The sequence below is a fragment of the Herbaspirillum rhizosphaerae genome, from assembly GCF_046025915.1.
Taxonomy (GTDB): Bacteria; Pseudomonadota; Gammaproteobacteria; order Burkholderiales; family Burkholderiaceae_D; genus Herbaspirillum; species Herbaspirillum rhizosphaerae_A.
The window spans coordinates 32,463-47,118 of record NZ_JAQQFR010000016.1 but is presented as its reverse complement, the minus strand read 5'-3'; the positions used below and the strand labels follow the sequence as shown (position 1 = coordinate 47,118).

Here is a 14,656-nt window from a genome sequence, read left to right as displayed (position 1 = left end):
GGCGACCGATGAAACACGGTCGTCGGCATTCCCACCGTGACATTCTGCAGAGTACGGCCGCAATTGATAGAATAGCGGTTCAGTCACTTCAGGCTGGCGCCTGTGATGAATGTGGTCGTGCACGACAAGTAGTCATCTGCAGGTGCTTGTCGTTTCGCCAACACAGACGTCTGCAAGCTTCGGCCAAACGATTTTCCCAACATGTCTCCACATAAAGAAGCCGCGCATTCGAGCGGTCAAGTCTTGCCTTTCCGCGAATCCCTGATGGCCACTCTTGGCATCTGCTTCGTCATCATGCTGGTGGCGCTGGATCAGACAATTGTGGGAACCGCCTTGCCGACCATCGTCGCTGAGCTCAAGGGCTTTGATCTTTATGCATGGGTCGCAACCTCGTATCTCCTGACCTCGGTCATTACCGTGCCGATTTTTGGCCGGCTCGGTGACTATTTCGGTCGCAAGCCTTTTCTGATTGCATCAATCATCATCTTCGTCATCGCTTCCATGCTGTGCGGGATGGCCAACAGCATGCTGTTTCTGGTGCTGGCGCGCGGCCTCCAGGGTATCGGCGGCGGCATGCTGGTCGGGACGGCATTTGCCTCGGCTGCAGACTTGTTTCCGGATCCGCATATTCGTCTGCGCTGGCAGATCATTCTGAGCGCGGCGTACGGTATTGCGACCTCGATCGGGCCTTCGCTGGGCGGCTTTCTGACCCAATCGCTGGGCTGGCGCTGGACCTTTTACGTCAACCTGCCGGTCGGATTGATCTCCTTGTTTTTTGCCATGCGCTACATCCCGCATATTCGCCATATCAAGCACGAAGGCAAGATTCGTCTCGACTGGTTTGGCGCGGTGCTGATCACCATCGCACTGGGTAGCCTGCAATTGCTGGTGGAGATGTTGCCCAAGCGCGGCCTGACTACCGGCATGGCCGTTTTGCTGGTCGCCAGTGTTGCCGCGTTCTACGCCCTGTGGAAGTGGGAGCGTCACGTCGAGCAGCCCATCCTGCCATTTGAAATGGTGAAGGATCCTGCGCTGTCGAGCCTGTTCCTGTTGTCGATCCTTGCCGGTTTCTCGATGTTCTCGATGCTCATGTATTCGCCGCTGTTGTTCCAGGGCGGATTCGGCATGTCGCCGCGCGAGGCCGGTTTATTGATCACCCCGCTGGTGGCCTGTATTACCGTGGCGAGTATCGTCAACGGACGCGTCGTCACACGCATTCCCAATCCCAACATGATGATGTACGTCGGCTTTGCGCTGATTGCGATTTCTTGTCTCGGCATCGTGCTGTCGCAGCGCGGCACCTCGACTTCCTTCATGCTGGCTGCGATGCTGGCAGGTGGTTTTGGTCTCGGTCTGGTGTTGCCGAATCTGACGGTCTTTGCGCAGCAGGCTGCCAGCCGCGAACATCTCGGCATCGCCACTGCCTTGCTGCAATCCTTGCGCATGATCGGCGGCATGCTCGGTACGGCGGTCACCGGTACGCTGGTGACACAGATGTACGGCAGCGGCGTTCAGCGCGCGCTGGAAAGCGATCATGCGGCACAATGGATGGCTGAATTCAAGGACCCGGAAATCCTCGTCAATCACGACATCCAGTCGACACTGCTGGCGCAAATGCTGCAGGCCGGCCACAACGGTTCAGCCTTGCTCGACGCGGCGCGCGATGCGCTGGTCGGAGCGATTCACATGGGCATTGCGCTGGCGATCGTGTCGGCGTTGATCGGTTTGTGGATGGTGCGCCGGGTGCCTTTGATCCGTTTTTCCAACAAGGCAAAAGTGGAACCGGTGATGTCCGAATAAGAAGTGTGTAATAACCAAAAATGGCGCGCCGCTGATATCAGTTGGCGCGCCATTTTTCATTGAGCTTCCGTGTTTGATTCAGGCTGTCAGTCCGACCACAGTTTTCCTGCAGTCGCCCAGTTCTCTTTCTTGACGTCCTGGATGATGATGTCGACCGACTCCGGGCCGCATTGTAAGGTCTTGCAGGTGACCTCGGTAATTGCCTTCACGAGTTCACGTTTTTGTTCGATGCTACGGCCTTCAAACAGCTGGATGTTGAATGTGGGCATGTTCTCTCCTTGGGTAAAATCAATTTTTGTAAGACGCATCCAGTGCATCCAGTTTGCGCAGCAGCGCGGGCCATTCGAGCACACCTTCCGGGCTGCCGTCGCCGAGCAATTGCTGATGCGTCTTTCGGCAGATATCGGCAGCAGGCATCTGCGGCGTTTGTTCGCTGTTTTGCGTTAGTAGCTGAATACGGCAAGCCTTGTCGAGCGTATCCATCAGGACATAGGCCTCAGCGATGGTACGGCCGCAGATCAGGCTGCCGTGGTTGCGCAGGAGCAGTGCGGGATAGTCGCCGAGACGTTCGATCAGCCGTGTCTGTTCACCGGGCGTCAATGCCAGCCCTTCGTAATCATGATAAGCAATCTGTTCATAAAAGCGCAACGCATGTTGCGACAGCGGCAGCAATCCCTGCGGCAGTGCACTGACGGCAACCGCATGGTCGTTGTGCAGATGCATGACGCAATGCGCGTCGGCACGCGCCGCATGCACCGCGCCATGGATCGCGAAACCGCTGACATTGATGCGGTAGGGGCTGTCGCCGACAATTTGGCCGTGCTGGTCGATTTTGACCAGATTCGATGCGCAGATCTCATCGAAACGATAGCCAAATGGGTTCAGCAAAAAATGTCCCGGCTCATCCGGCACGGTGGCCGAGATGTGCGTGTAGATGACATCGTCCCAGGCTTGCAATGCGCATAGCCGGTAGCAGGCGGCGAGATCGATACGGGTTTGCCATTCGGCGTGGCTGATAGGGGCTGGCTTGGCAGAAGCGATCATGGCAGTCGTGGCAACGTGGAGAGCATGAATAAAGAATGAAGAATAAAAAAAGGGGACGCAACAGCGTCCCCCGGCATCTTACACCCGGACTTAGAAGTGGTATTCGGCGCGGATCATCGGTGTCTTGGCGAAGGAGCCTGGCACCTTGGATTGGTTACCGAACTTGTTGCGCCAGTACTGATATTCCAGGCCGATGCGGAAGGTATTCTTGCCTAGCCCCATTGGCGTGCCGACGTCGTACATGATCTGGCCGTCGAAGTTCAGTTCCGGGCTGGTCGGGCTGCCGAACTCATCCTTACCCTTGGCGGCGATGTAGTTCACATAGCCTTCAAATGCAAAGCCGCTGGTGCCGAACGGTATCCCCCATGCAGCGGTCAACATCGGGTGCACGTCGTATGAATAGCGGCTGGAGATGCCAACCGGCTGGTTGCTTTCCCACAGCGCCAACAGACTGATGTTGAGGAAGCCGGGCACATCCATCATCAGCGTCGGGCCTGCGACGATCATGCGTTTCTTGGAGCCGTATCCCGGATCGTTTTTGGTGTTCCAGTCGAAGCCCGCGGTAAAGCCGACGCCGCGCGCAGGGCCGAAGGACAAGTCCTTGCCGCTGATCTTGCCGATGTCCAGCGTATGGCGATAGGTGATGTACGCTTCCTGCGCATTGCTGTCCTTCTTGTCGGACATCAGCAGGTCGACGTTCAGGAAATTGGTACCGTACTTGTAACCGCTGGCGTGCGTGAAGTTGATGATGTTCTTGCTGATGTCCTGCGTGTTGTAGGGCTCGGCGAACTTGGTGCCGTAGCGGTAACCGATGGAATTGTCGCTCCAGTCGGCAGCATGCGCCTGCTGTATTGCCGCCATTGCGGACAGCCCGATGAGGCCCGCCGCTGCGAGATGTGTGCTGACTGGCTTGCGCAGGATTGCGTTTGCTTGTTGCATGGTGTCTCCTCCATTAAATGGTATGTCGAACTGCTTTTTTATAGTGTTCCGTGGATCCGCCACGGCGGTAGATCAAACCTTGCTGAATGGGTGCGGGTGTGGATGTGGATGTGTTTTGCGCCAGTGATCGGCGATATCGATGCGGCGCGTGATCCAGACCTTGTCGTGTTGTTGTACGTAGTCGAGGAAACGCGCCAGCGCCGCTGCACGTGCAGGACGGCCGACAATGCGGCAGTGCAGACCGACCGACAGCATCTTGGGGCGATCGAGTCCGGCCGGATCACCTTCGGCGTAGAGCAGGTCGAAGGCGTCTTTCAGATAATCGAAGAACTGCGTGCCCGAGTTGAATCCCTGCGGCGCGGCGAAGCGCATGTCGTTGCTGTCGAGCGTATAAGGAACGATCAGTTGCGGCGCGGAAGCCGTTGAACCGTCGGCATTGCGCACGTTGACGTTCTCCCAGTAGGGCAGGTCGTCGGCATAGCTGTCGGCGTCGTAGGCGATGCCGCCGTGCTCAGCGACCAGGCGGCGCGTATTGGGTGAATCGCGCCCGGTGTACCAGCCGAGCGGCGCGTTGTTGGTGATGTCCTTGATGATGGCGATGGCTTCGGCGATGTGTTTGCGCTCGGTTGCTTCATCGGTGTTTTGGTAGCTGATCCAGCGCAGGCCGTGGCAGGCGATCTCGTGGCCCAGTTCGATGAAGGCTGCGGTTGCATCCGGATTGCGCTGCAATGCACGCGCCACGCCGAAGATGGTCAGCGGCAGTTTGCGGTCTTCAAACATGCGCAGCAAGCGCCACAAACCGGCGCGCGAGCCGTACTCGTAGATCGATTCCATGCTCATGTGGCGTGCAGGGAAACTCTGTGCGCCGATGATTTCAGACAGAAAAACCTCCGAGCCAGCGTCGCCGTCGAGTACGCAATTCTCCGCGCCTTCTTCATAGTTCAGCACGAACTGCAACGCGATGCGCGCGCCACCCGGCCATTGCGCGTGTGGTGGCGTACGGCCGTAACCGGCCAGGTCGCGTGGGTAATTGGAATCTTTCATGTCTCCTGCCTTCTGCTCGTTCTTTTGATTTGTTTCATGTGATCGCCGAATTATGTCTTTAGAATTGATTGTGGATATAAGCTGGAACGTATATAGACCTTAAAACTGCGGTATATCATTTGCCGGTCAAAGAATGGTCAAAAATTTGCTAAAGAGAGGAAGCACAATGGGAAAACTGAGCACCCACGTCCTGGACGTGACCCAAGGCAAGCCGGGCGCAGGCGTCAAACTGGCCCTGTATGTCATCAAGGGAAATGAAAAAGTGTTGCTGAAAAACGCCGTTACCAACAGCGATGGCCGTTGCGACGCGCCGTTGTTGCAAGGCGACGAATTTGTGACCGGACGTTATGAGCTGGTGTTTGGCGCAGGCGATTATTTCGCCGGGCAGGGTGTAGAGTTGCCGGCGCCACGTTTTGTGGATGAAGTCGTCATCGCCTTCGGCATCGCCGATGCGGCTCAGAACTATCACGTGCCGTTGGTCGTTTCGCCTTGGTCGTATTCGACGTATCGCGGTAGCTGACTGCTCAGCGCAGAACATAAAAAATCCGGCCCTCCCGAAAGGAGTGGTCGGATTTTTTTTATGGGCTTCAGAAAGACAAAAACACAGAACCGCCGGATCGCAGACACAGAATTCGATCCTTGCACCAGTTCGTTGTTGGTGCGCGCCAGGTCTTTGAAGAATTCGGATGCCTGTGCCAACACGCGCGGTAAGTCTAAAAAAGACGCGGCCATTGCATGAGTTTGTTTGCTCAGGTTTTTGTCAGGAAGTGATTGTCTCCGTTGGAATCAATCACTATAATGATAATCATTCTCGATAATTAAAAAGCGCCGTTTGTTGAGCAAAACAACAAGCCAAAAAGACGCCTCCATGTCCGGATCCATCGGACGAATCCTTATTTATCCAGATCCCGCCAAGCCTCAAGCCAGGCCAGATGTGCGTTGCAACGATGCGGTTTCGATGTTTCATATCGCCGCTGCGAACGCGCCAGAGAGTCATTCAGCAATGTCCGGTATGCCCGATGTTTCCAGTCCCGTGAAAACGGTGACGCGGGACGGAAGCATTTTGCGTCCTCTCTGTTTGTCTTGTTGCGTCACTATTTCATCGACCCTGAAAGGAAGTACTACATGAAACGTCTTGTCATTCCCGCCTTGTTGTCCACCATGTTGTTCGCTGCATCGGCGCAAGCCCACCACGTCTGGCTGCAACAGGATGCGAAGTCCGCCAATTTCTACTTCGGCGAATTCGCTGAAAACCTGCGCGAAGCGTCGCCGGGCCGTCTCGACAAGTTCGAGCAGCCGACCGCCGTTTTGTTGGGCAGCAATGGCGACAAGACACTGGATCTGAAGAAGGGCAAGAACGGCTTTACGTTGTCCGCACGCGCTGGCAAGAACGAATCCATCATCGCCGAAGAAGCGCATTACCCGGTGATGGAGCGCAAGACCGGCGACACCGTCGTACGCACCGCATGGACACCTGCAGCACGTCTGGTCACCTCCGATGCAGAGCAGGCTCCACGTCTGACGCTGGATGTTGTGCCGACCGGCAAGCGCGGCGAGTTCAAGCTGTTCTACAAGGGCCAGCCGCTGCCAAAGACCAAGATCAACATTCAGGTGCCGGCCGGCTGGAGCAAGGAAAGCCACACGGATGAACAAGGCGTCGTGAAATTTGATTTGCCGTGGCAAGGCACCTACGTTGTCGAAGCGCATCACACCGACAAGACTGCCGGTGAACGTGACGGCAAGCCTTACGACATCGCCAGCTTCGTCACCAGCCTGACACTGACGCAAACCAAGGGTATCAAGGCAGTTCCTGCTGCCGCTGTGACTGAGCCAAGCCCGGTCAAGTAAGATAGTCGCAGCTTGCTGCAAGCAGTCTTGGCGATTGCTCGCAGGCACTGGTTTCTGCAGGGTGCGGCAATTTGTCGCACCCTCTGCATTTTTGTTTTCTTAGCCCGTTTTTCTGAACGTCGATATCTCGCAAATCCTTTTCTGTAAAGGCTTTTGGCCGATCGAGATAATTTCATCCCTCGTACTTTTCTCCGCCAGCGCCACCTTCGCGGCAGTACGCTGCGCTACCCCTGCGTGCTAAAGTCGCCGGATGGGGAAGAGATCAACAATCAAACAAAAAATCACCGCTTGGACCGCTATTTTTGCGGTGCTGCTGATGGTGCTTGCTCCGACCTTGTCGCGCGCCTTTTCGCCGGAACCTTCTTCACCTGCGTTCTGGATGGAAATCTGCAGCGCCTTTGGCGTCAACAAAAGCGATGCACCGGTTTCGGGGAAAGAACAGCTTGCCGCATCGGCCCATTGCCCGTATTGCCTGATGCATGCGGACGTCCTGACGCCGCCACCTCATGTCGCCGTCGGTGAGACCGTCTTCACCATTTCTCACTTGTTGCCGCGCCTGTTTTATCGCGCGCCGCAGCCGTTGTTTGCGTGGATCGTTGCGCCTTCTCGTGGGCCGCCCGTAGTTGCTTGAAGCTAGTCCGCCGCTCAGCTGAGTTTTTCGCGAGCGGATCCAGACACACTCCATTCACACGCTGTTGCGCCGGTGTTGCCGTGTCGCACAGAAGTCGCAAATTGATATCACATGAAAACATCCACACCATTTCCGGGAACCCTGCGTCCTTTGCTGCTGGCGCTGATTGCTGCCTGGAGTCCGCTGAGCCAAGCTGAAAACAGCGACCCCGCCTTGCCCGAGGTCGTCGTCAAAGAATCGCAATCGGTCAGCGAAAAGAACAAGCTGCCGACCACCACCGAAAGTGTCACCGCCGCAAAAATCGCCGACACCGTCAACGCGATGAACGTTGAAGATACCCTCAAGTACATGCCCAGCGTGCTGATCCGCAAGCGCTTTATCGGCGACACGCAGGCCCCGATGTCCACACGCACTACGGGTATCAACGCCAGCGCGCGCAGTCTGATCTATGCCGATGGCACGCTGTTGTCGGCGTTGATCGCCAACAATAACGGCAATGGTTCACCGCGCTGGTTCCTCGTCGCGCCGGAAGAAATCGAACGTATTGACGTGCTGTACGGCCCCTTTGCTGCACAATATCCCGGCAATTCCTACGGCGCCGTCACCGAGATCACCACGCGCATGCCTGATCATTTCGAAGCCAGCGTCAAGGCCAATACCGCGTTTCAGGACTTTAGCCAATACGGCACCAGCAACACTTATCGCTCGCAAGAATTCGCCGCCACGCTCGGCAATCGCAGCGGCGACTGGTCATGGTGGTTCAGCGCCAATCATTTGGACGGTTATAGCCAGCCGTTGAGCTATGTACCGGGCACAGCGCCTGGAGGCAGTATCGGCGGCTATACCACGCAAGACCGTAACGGCAAGAGCAGCTTCTTGGTCGGTGCGAACGGCCTGACGCATACCGTGCAAGACAATGCCAAGCTCAAACTGTCCTATGATTTCTCCCCAACGCTGACCGCAACTTATATCTTGGGCTACTGGCAGAACCGGGCAGATTCGCATGGGCAGTCCTATCTCACCAATGCCGCCGGCGCGACGGTCTATCCGAGCGGCCTCGTTAGCAACAGCACCGATCAGGAACAGTGGATACAAAGCCTGGCCGTCAGGAGCAAGACGCAGGGCGTGTTCGATTGGGAAGCCATCGCCAGCAACTTCTACACCGCCAAGGATTCCACGCGGACGTCAACCGGCACTTATCCCGCTGCCCAAACCGGCGGCAGCGGTACCATCGCCGATGCCAGCGGCACCGGCTGGTCAACCCTGGATCTCAAAGGCATCTGGCGGCCGGATGGCGTAAAAGGGGCGCATATCGTCAGCTTCGGTGGTCACTACGATCAATACAAACTGGTCAGCCCGACCTATTCGACCAGCAACTGGGTTTCCGGCAGCAACGGCGCCTTGTCGACCGACTCGCGCGGCAAGACCGAAACCAGCGCTGTGTGGGCACAGGATGTCTGGCGTCTGGCACCGGACTGGAAAGCCACGTTGGGTGGACGCTATGAATGGTGGCGCGCTTTTGGTGGTTACAACTATGCGGTGGCAAGTGGCGGCATCAATCAGCCAGAAGTGCGCAATTCAGGCTTCTCTCCCAAACTGTCGGTGGCATGGGCGCCTGGTGATCTGTGGCAGTTCACCGGCTCGTTCGGCAAGGCTTTGCGCTTTCCGACGGTCGGCGAGTTGTACCAGAACGTACTCGGCAGCGACAACATCTATCGCCAGCCCAATCCCAATCTGAAGCCCGAGCGCGTGCTATCGAGTGAGCTGGCCATCGAGCGCGCACTCGACAAAGGCAAGCTGCGTCTGTCCTTGTTCCAGGAAGAAGTTTCCGATGCCTTGATTTCGCAGACGTCGACACTGGGGACGGTGGTGTCGTCCTTCACGCAGAACGTCGACAAGACACGCCAGCGTGGCGTTGAGTTCGTCGTGCAAAAAGACGATGTGCTGATCCGGGGATTAGAGATCAACGGCAGCGTGACCTATGTCGACGCGCGCATCCTTGCCAACAGCAGCTTTGTGTCGAGCACCACAACATCCGTCGGCAAGCGCACACCCTATGTGCCCGAATGGCGCGCCACGCTGGTGGGAACGTATCGCCCTGATGACAAGTGGGCGTATACGCTGGCAGGGCGCTACAGCGGACGTCTCTATTCGACGGTCGACAACAGCGACATCAACACGCATACCTATCAAGGCTTTGACGGCTTCATGGTGTTCGATGCGCGCGTACGCTACAAGATCGACAAGCATTGGAGCACCGCAGTCGGCATCGACAATCTCACCAACAAGAACTACTTCCTGTTCCATCCGTTCCCGGAGAGAACCTTGTTTGCAGAGTTGAAATACGACTTCTGATTTACCGTTTCGGAAAAAAAAGCCGCCGTGCAATGGACTGCGCGGCGGTTTTTTTGTGCCCTGAAAATCAGGCGGCGATGCTGCTGCGCGGTGCCGCCAGTCCCATCTCCTTGCGGAACAATCCTTCCATTTCACGACGGATGCGGATCGACTCCAGGCTGCTGTCGATGGCGACGTCGCTCCAACGTACGGTCTGTCCTGCAGCGACGGGACGTTGCAACACGATGTGATGCGCCAGCCCGATCGGCAGCGCTTCTGCATTGAGCGAATCCACTGCAGGCATCAGCTTGCCATAGACCATGTGGCCACCTTCTCCGTCGAGTTTTTCTCCCGGTTTGAGGTCGCGCTTGGCGGTGGCAACGGTGTCGCCGCTGAAAGCTAATGTGTTGCCGGTCGGCTGGCCGCGCACGGCGATGTTGGCGACCGAGATGCCCAGCTCCAGGCCGATCAGGTGGTAGGGTTTGTACATGGTAGCGTAGCGACCGCTGGCGTCGGTCTTGAGACCGTACTGGGCGAAGCAGTCGCGGACGTAATCGCTCGGCGCTTCGAAGGTGACGTACACGCCCCAGCGCAGATCGCGGAACACCGGACGGCCATCGCGCTCCAGCGATGACACGACTTCCACCGTACCAGAATGTGACAGGATGCCGCCCGCCGATGCGGGTTTCAGAATGTTTGGCAGATCATCGACCCCGCACGGTGGGAAGGCCAATCCGCTTGCGCCCGGCGTGAGGCCGCAGGCGTTGGCGACCGCGCCCATTTCCAGTGCTGATTTGGTGCCGTCGAGGAAGGAGTTGAACATCTGCGCATTGAAGTCGCCCGAGGCCACTTGCGCTTCGCTGAAGCCGTAGTGTCCCCACACCGTATCCGGCGTCGACTGGTGATAGATCGGCAGATATTTGGTGCCCTTGCCGGCGCACACGACGTCGAAGCCGGAGGTGCGCGCCCAGTCGACCATCTCGGCGATCAGCGCAGGCTGGTCGCCGTAGGCCATCGAATAAATGATCCCGGCTTCGGCGGCGCGGCGCGCCAGCAGCGGACCGGCGAGGGCATCCGCCTCGACGTTGACCATGATGATGTGTTTGCGATGCTTGCAGCACAGCAGAGCGTGACGAATACCGGCGGCAGGGCTGCCGGTGGCGTCGATGACGATATCCAGTTGCGGATGCGAAATCATCGCCTCGGCATCGTCCTGCACAAAGGTGCTGCCGTCGCGTAGCGCCTCATCCCAGGAACGTGCAGCATGCATGTCGTCTTTCCAGCCGACACGCGTCAACGCCTGCTTCGCGCGTGTGGGCGACAGGTCAGCAATGCCCAGCAGATGCACACCGGGTGTGCGCGGCACCTGCGAGAGGAACATCGAGCCAAATTTGCCTGCACCGATGAGGCCGACGCGCACCGGTTTGCCGGCTTCGGCCAGCGCCTTCAATTGTTGGAACATGGTTGCCATGCTGTCTCCTAGCTTTGTCATTGTCTTTATGGGGCTTGCGGGTCGCAGCCTGGAAAAAGAGTAGCATTGGGATTTTTCGTGGTAAATGCCGAATATCACAAACTTCATGTGCAAAAATTCTTATGCAAAAGACCATGCGTAAATTCGACTGGAACGATCTGCAAGCCTTTCTCGCCGTGGTGCGGGCCGGTCGTCTGACTGTGGCCGCCCGCCAGCTCGGTATCGATCATTCGACCTTGAGCCGTCGCATCGCCGGGCTGGAGGCATCGCTCGGGGCAGTGCTGTTTGACCGTCGGTCTGCTGGTTATGCCTTGACGGTGGAAGGTGAGCGCCTGATCGCCGATGCCGAAGCCATGGAAAGTCTGGCCGTCCGCATCCATGCTCGCCAGGACGACGCCAAGCAAGGGTTGACCGGCTCGATCCGCATTGGCACGCCGGAAGCCTGGGGCACCTACTTTCTGGCGCCGCAACTGAACTTGCTGGCCCAGCAACATCCTGAGCTGGAAGTGGAACTCATCGCCAACCCGCGCATGTTCAGCCTGTCCAAGCGCGAAGCCGACATCGCCATCAGCATGACGCGTCCGGAGCAGGGACGTCTTTATGCACGTCGTCTGAATGACTACGAACTGGGGATTTATGCGTCCAGCGATTATCTGCAGCGACACGGCCATATCGACAACAAGGCGCAACTGGAAGCGCATACCTGGGTCGGTTATGTGGAAGACCTGATGTGGTCGCGCGAGCTGGACTATCTGTCGGAAATATCGCCCTTGTTACGCCCGCGCATCCGGATATCGAACATCATTAGTCAGATGGCGGCGGTGGTCGGCGGTGCAGGTCTGGGCGTGTTGCCATGCTTCATGGCGCGTGAGGAGGAGAGAGCGGAAGGCCTGGTGCGTTTGTTGCCGGATATCCGGCTTTACCGTTCTTACTGGCTCATCACGCATGCGGACGCACGTGACATTTTGCGGGTCAATGTGGTTGCGGATTTTATTGCGGAACGTGTACAGGCAGAAGGCGAAGAGTTCTGGATCGATCAGACGATCACGTAATGATATTTTGTCAGGCCGGATTACGGATTAATGCATTCCGATATGATGAATCTAGAACCGGCTTAACTGCTTTTGGCTTTCTCTATCGTTGAGCGCGCCGCTTCCATCAAGGCAACCGGCTCTTCGGCGTCGGAATCGAGATACTGATTTTCCAGATTGATTGCCAGATTGCTCATCTTTTCGGCAAGGTCGGCAAGTGCGACGCTGAGTTCGCACATCAGGCTGGAGATATTTTTAGGTGAGTTCGCCATGTCTCTTTCCCTTAAACGGACTCGACAGGCTAACCTGTCAAACACACTTCTGGACTTCACAGACGGCCGGGCAAGATGCACGGCCAGAGGCTTACGACGACTTATTTTAAGCCTATTCTGGATTTGACTGTGACTTGTGTAAAAAGTGCGAGCAAGAAATGTGCTTGCTGCGAGACAGAGATAAAGGAAAGATGACAAAGGAGAGATGACAATAAAAAAGGGCCTGCATGTGCAGACCCTTTTTGTTTCTTGTTTGCTATTTTTTATTCCGCGGCAAATTGCTATCCGGTAATCGCAATCTCCGCTTCAGAATGTTTCCCAGTCCGAATCCGAGTCAGGCGTTGCTGCTTTCGATGCACTGGCCGGTTTGGCGCCGGCGCTGCCGAGGCGTGGCGCTGACGCCGGGGCCGGTTTGGCTTTGGCAATCGCCGCAGGTTTGGCCGTTGTCGTCGGTGCTGCTGCTTTCACGGGCGCCTTGAACGATTGTGGTGCGCTGCGACGAATCGCTGCGGCTGCAACGTGCTGCGTTTGTGTTGCATCCAGCTTGAAGCGACCAACCAGATCGGCCAATGTAGCCGCCTGATCCTGCAACGATTGCGCAGCAGCAGCAGCTTGTTCCACCAGCGCGGCATTTTGCTGCGTGCCTTCGTCCATTTGCGTGATCGCCTGGCCGACTTCGCCGATACCGGCGCTTTGCTCTTGGCTGGCCGAGCTGATTTCACCAACGATGTCGGTCACGCGCTTGACGCTGGCGACGACCTCGTTCATGGTTTCACCCGCTTGCTGTACCAGCTTGCTGCCGACGTCGACCTTGGCGACGGAGTCGTCAATCAGCGTCTTGATTTCCTTGGCGGCTGCGGACGAGCGTTGCGCCAGACTGCGCACTTCAGAGGCCACCACAGCAAAGCCGCGGCCCTGTTCACCGGCACGTGCAGCTTCCACCGCAGCGTTGAGCGCCAGGATGTTGGTCTGGAAGGCGATGCCGTCAATTACGCTGATGATGTCGACAATCTTGCGCGACGAGTCATTGATGGAGCCCATCGTATCAACGACCTGACTGACGACTGCGCCACCCTGAACCGCGACTTCCGAGGCCGATACTGCAAGCTGATTTGCCTGGCGTGCATTGTCGGCGTTCTGCTTGACGGTCGAGGTCAGCTCTTCCATCGCTGAAGCGGTTTCTTCGATTGAGCCGGCTTGCTGTTCAGTCCGGCTGGACAGATCAAGGTTGCCGCTGGCGATTTCGCTTGAGGCTGTAGCGATGGTGTCAGCGGATGACTTGATGTTGGAGATGGTGTGTGTCAGTGAATCGCGCATGCGTTTGAAGGCATACACCAGACTCGACGTATCGCCCGGCACCGTGTTGATCACCAGCGTCAGATCGCCGTCGGAAATCTTGTTTGCGATTTCAGCAGCGTCGCCAGGATCACCGCCGATGGTGCGCAGAATGCCGCGGTTGTTCACTACCACCAGGCCGATCAGGATGATTGCAAAGCCGAAGAAAATAGCCGCTGCCTGATAGATTGAACGCATGAAAGCGCTGTTGATATCGTCGACATAGACACCGGTCGTGATGATCCAATCCCAAGGTTCATAGCGGAAAGCGTAAGAAGTTTTTGGCACCGGATCTTGCGAGCCGACCTTGGGCCAGACGTAGTGGATGAAGTCGCCTTCCGGTTTGGCGCCGGCCTTGGAAATGTTTACGAACACCAGTGTGCCGTTGGGATCCTTGAAGGTCGACAAATCCTTGCCGTTGAGCTCAGGTTTGATCGGATGCATCACCGTCACGGCCTGCGAGTTGGAGACCGAGAAATAGCCATCGGTGCCATAGCGCATGTTTTTCACACGCAACAAGGCTGCCTTTTGCGCGTCTTCTTTGCTCATTGCGCCACTTTTCGCCAGTTCACCATATTCCTTGATGGTGCTCATGGCGACTTGCGCGACGTTGATCAGATCTTTCTTGCGCTCTTCGACACGAATGTCGCGCGCCTGAAATATGTTGAAGATTGAAATGGCCAGCAACGCAATCAGACTGATGACGAGCGGCGTCCACAACCGTTGTTTGAATGAGAGTTTCATCCGATGATCTCCAAAGTTTTCCTAGATTAATAGTTGTGGTGTCCTGCGAGTCTTTGCTCGCCTTGGAAACTTGGATAGCGATACCCGAGTTGTTGTCGTTTTTTTAGTTATTAACGGCGCGGCAACAGAGTAACTTTAAACGTGCTAGAAAAAAAGAAAGCCG

General features: G+C 56.8%; 13 protein-coding genes. 6 read left to right on the top strand and 7 right to left on the bottom strand.

What is annotated here, in order from left to right; translation table 11 throughout:
- Positions 1 to 201: 201 nt before the first annotated feature.
- On the top strand, positions 202 to 1,800 hold the full coding sequence (locus tag PQR63_RS20985; RefSeq protein ID WP_408169887.1) for an MDR family MFS transporter: 1,599 nt from the start codon (positions 202 to 204) through the stop codon (positions 1,798 to 1,800).
- A gap of 86 nt (positions 1,801 to 1,886) precedes the next feature.
- Here PQR63_RS20985 and PQR63_RS20980 read toward each other — a convergent pair whose 3' ends face one another.
- The 4 genes from PQR63_RS20980 to puuE form a co-directional block, all read right to left on the bottom strand.
- Positions 1,887 to 2,108 (bottom strand): 4-oxalocrotonate tautomerase, encoded by a 222-nt coding sequence (locus tag PQR63_RS20980; RefSeq protein WP_408169886.1) that lies wholly within the window; start codon positions 2,106 to 2,108, stop codon positions 1,887 to 1,889.
- Positions 2,089 to 2,844, bottom strand: a complete 756-nt coding sequence (locus tag PQR63_RS20975; RefSeq protein ID WP_408169885.1) for a class II aldolase/adducin family protein — start codon at positions 2,842 to 2,844, stop codon at positions 2,089 to 2,091. Before PQR63_RS20975 ends, PQR63_RS20980 begins: the two co-directional genes overlap by 20 nt.
- A 90-nt stretch (positions 2,845 to 2,934) precedes the next feature.
- Positions 2,935 to 3,783, bottom strand: coding sequence for an outer envelope protein (locus PQR63_RS20970; protein ID WP_408169884.1), 849 nt, complete (start codon positions 3,781 to 3,783; stop codon positions 2,935 to 2,937).
- A gap of 72 nt (positions 3,784 to 3,855) precedes the next feature.
- Complete coding sequence (gene puuE / locus PQR63_RS20965) at positions 3,856 to 4,827, bottom strand: allantoinase PuuE (RefSeq protein WP_408169883.1); 972 nt, start codon at positions 4,825 to 4,827, stop codon at positions 3,856 to 3,858.
- A gap of 166 nt (positions 4,828 to 4,993) precedes the next feature.
- Here puuE and uraH point away from each other — a divergent pair, with 166 nt between their 5' ends.
- The 4 genes from uraH to PQR63_RS20945 all read left to right on the top strand — a co-directional run bounded on the left by uraH (position 4,994) and on the right by PQR63_RS20945 (position 9,661).
- On the top strand, positions 4,994 to 5,347 hold the full coding sequence (uraH, locus tag PQR63_RS20960) for a hydroxyisourate hydrolase (RefSeq protein WP_408169882.1): 354 nt from the start codon (positions 4,994 to 4,996) through the stop codon (positions 5,345 to 5,347).
- A 605-nt stretch (positions 5,348 to 5,952) separates the two neighbouring features.
- Positions 5,953 to 6,675, top strand: coding sequence for a cobalt ABC transporter substrate-binding protein (locus PQR63_RS20955; protein WP_408169881.1), 723 nt, complete (start codon positions 5,953 to 5,955; stop codon positions 6,673 to 6,675).
- A gap of 250 nt (positions 6,676 to 6,925) precedes the next feature.
- The gene (locus tag PQR63_RS20950; RefSeq protein WP_408169880.1) at positions 6,926 to 7,306 is read left to right on the top strand and encodes a DUF2946 domain-containing protein; all 381 of its coding nucleotides are present in this window, start codon (positions 6,926 to 6,928) and stop codon (positions 7,304 to 7,306) included.
- 111 nt (positions 7,307 to 7,417) lie between these two features.
- Positions 7,418 to 9,661, top strand: a complete 2,244-nt coding sequence (locus PQR63_RS20945; protein WP_408169879.1) for a TonB-dependent receptor — start codon at positions 7,418 to 7,420, stop codon at positions 9,659 to 9,661.
- Positions 9,662 to 9,728: 67 nt separating this feature from the next.
- Here the strand turns inward: PQR63_RS20945 and PQR63_RS20940 are convergent, their stop codons facing one another.
- Positions 9,729 to 11,111: an NAD(P)H-dependent oxidoreductase gene (locus PQR63_RS20940; protein ID WP_408169878.1), complete on the bottom strand. Its 1,383-nt coding sequence runs from the start codon at positions 11,109 to 11,111 to the stop codon at positions 9,729 to 9,731.
- A gap of 134 nt (positions 11,112 to 11,245) precedes the next feature.
- Between PQR63_RS20940 and PQR63_RS20935 the strand changes: the two genes are divergently transcribed.
- Positions 11,246 to 12,163, top strand: coding sequence for a LysR family transcriptional regulator (locus PQR63_RS20935; RefSeq protein ID WP_408169877.1), 918 nt, complete (start codon positions 11,246 to 11,248; stop codon positions 12,161 to 12,163).
- A gap of 62 nt (positions 12,164 to 12,225) precedes the next feature.
- On the opposite strand, the gene PQR63_RS20930 is transcribed toward PQR63_RS20935, so the two are convergent.
- Positions 12,226 to 12,414, bottom strand: coding sequence for a hypothetical protein (locus PQR63_RS20930; RefSeq protein WP_094563154.1), 189 nt, complete (start codon positions 12,412 to 12,414; stop codon positions 12,226 to 12,228).
- A gap of 306 nt (positions 12,415 to 12,720) precedes the next feature.
- The gene (locus PQR63_RS20925) at positions 12,721 to 14,493 is read right to left on the bottom strand and encodes a methyl-accepting chemotaxis protein (protein ID WP_408169876.1); all 1,773 of its coding nucleotides are present in this window, start codon (positions 14,491 to 14,493) and stop codon (positions 12,721 to 12,723) included.
- Positions 14,494 to 14,656: the final 163 nt, after the last annotated feature.

Coding starts and splice junctions, on each gene's coding strand:
- PQR63_RS20985 (WP_408169887.1), top strand. CDS start 202: ATGTCTCCACATAAAGAAGCCGCGCATTCGAGCGGTCAAGTCTTGCCT.
- PQR63_RS20980 (WP_408169886.1), bottom strand. CDS start 2,108: ATGCGTCTTACAAAAATTGATTTTACCCAAGGAGAGAACATGCCCACA.
- PQR63_RS20975 (WP_408169885.1), bottom strand. CDS start 2,844: ATGATCGCTTCTGCCAAGCCAGCCCCTATCAGCCACGCCGAATGGCAA.
- PQR63_RS20970 (WP_408169884.1), bottom strand. CDS start 3,783: ATGCAACAAGCAAACGCAATCCTGCGCAAGCCAGTCAGCACACATCTC.
- puuE (WP_408169883.1), bottom strand. CDS start 4,827: ATGAAAGATTCCAATTACCCACGCGACCTGGCCGGTTACGGCCGTACG.
- uraH (WP_408169882.1), top strand. CDS start 4,994: ATGGGAAAACTGAGCACCCACGTCCTGGACGTGACCCAAGGCAAGCCG.
- PQR63_RS20955 (WP_408169881.1), top strand. CDS start 5,953: ATGAAACGTCTTGTCATTCCCGCCTTGTTGTCCACCATGTTGTTCGCT.
- PQR63_RS20950 (WP_408169880.1), top strand. CDS start 6,926: ATGGGGAAGAGATCAACAATCAAACAAAAAATCACCGCTTGGACCGCT.
- PQR63_RS20945 (WP_408169879.1), top strand. CDS start 7,418: ATGAAAACATCCACACCATTTCCGGGAACCCTGCGTCCTTTGCTGCTG.
- PQR63_RS20940 (WP_408169878.1), bottom strand. CDS start 11,111: ATGGCAACCATGTTCCAACAATTGAAGGCGCTGGCCGAAGCCGGCAAA.
- PQR63_RS20935 (WP_408169877.1), top strand. CDS start 11,246: ATGCGTAAATTCGACTGGAACGATCTGCAAGCCTTTCTCGCCGTGGTG.
- PQR63_RS20930 (WP_094563154.1), bottom strand. CDS start 12,414: ATGGCGAACTCACCTAAAAATATCTCCAGCCTGATGTGCGAACTCAGC.
- PQR63_RS20925 (WP_408169876.1), bottom strand. CDS start 14,493: ATGAAACTCTCATTCAAACAACGGTTGTGGACGCCGCTCGTCATCAGT.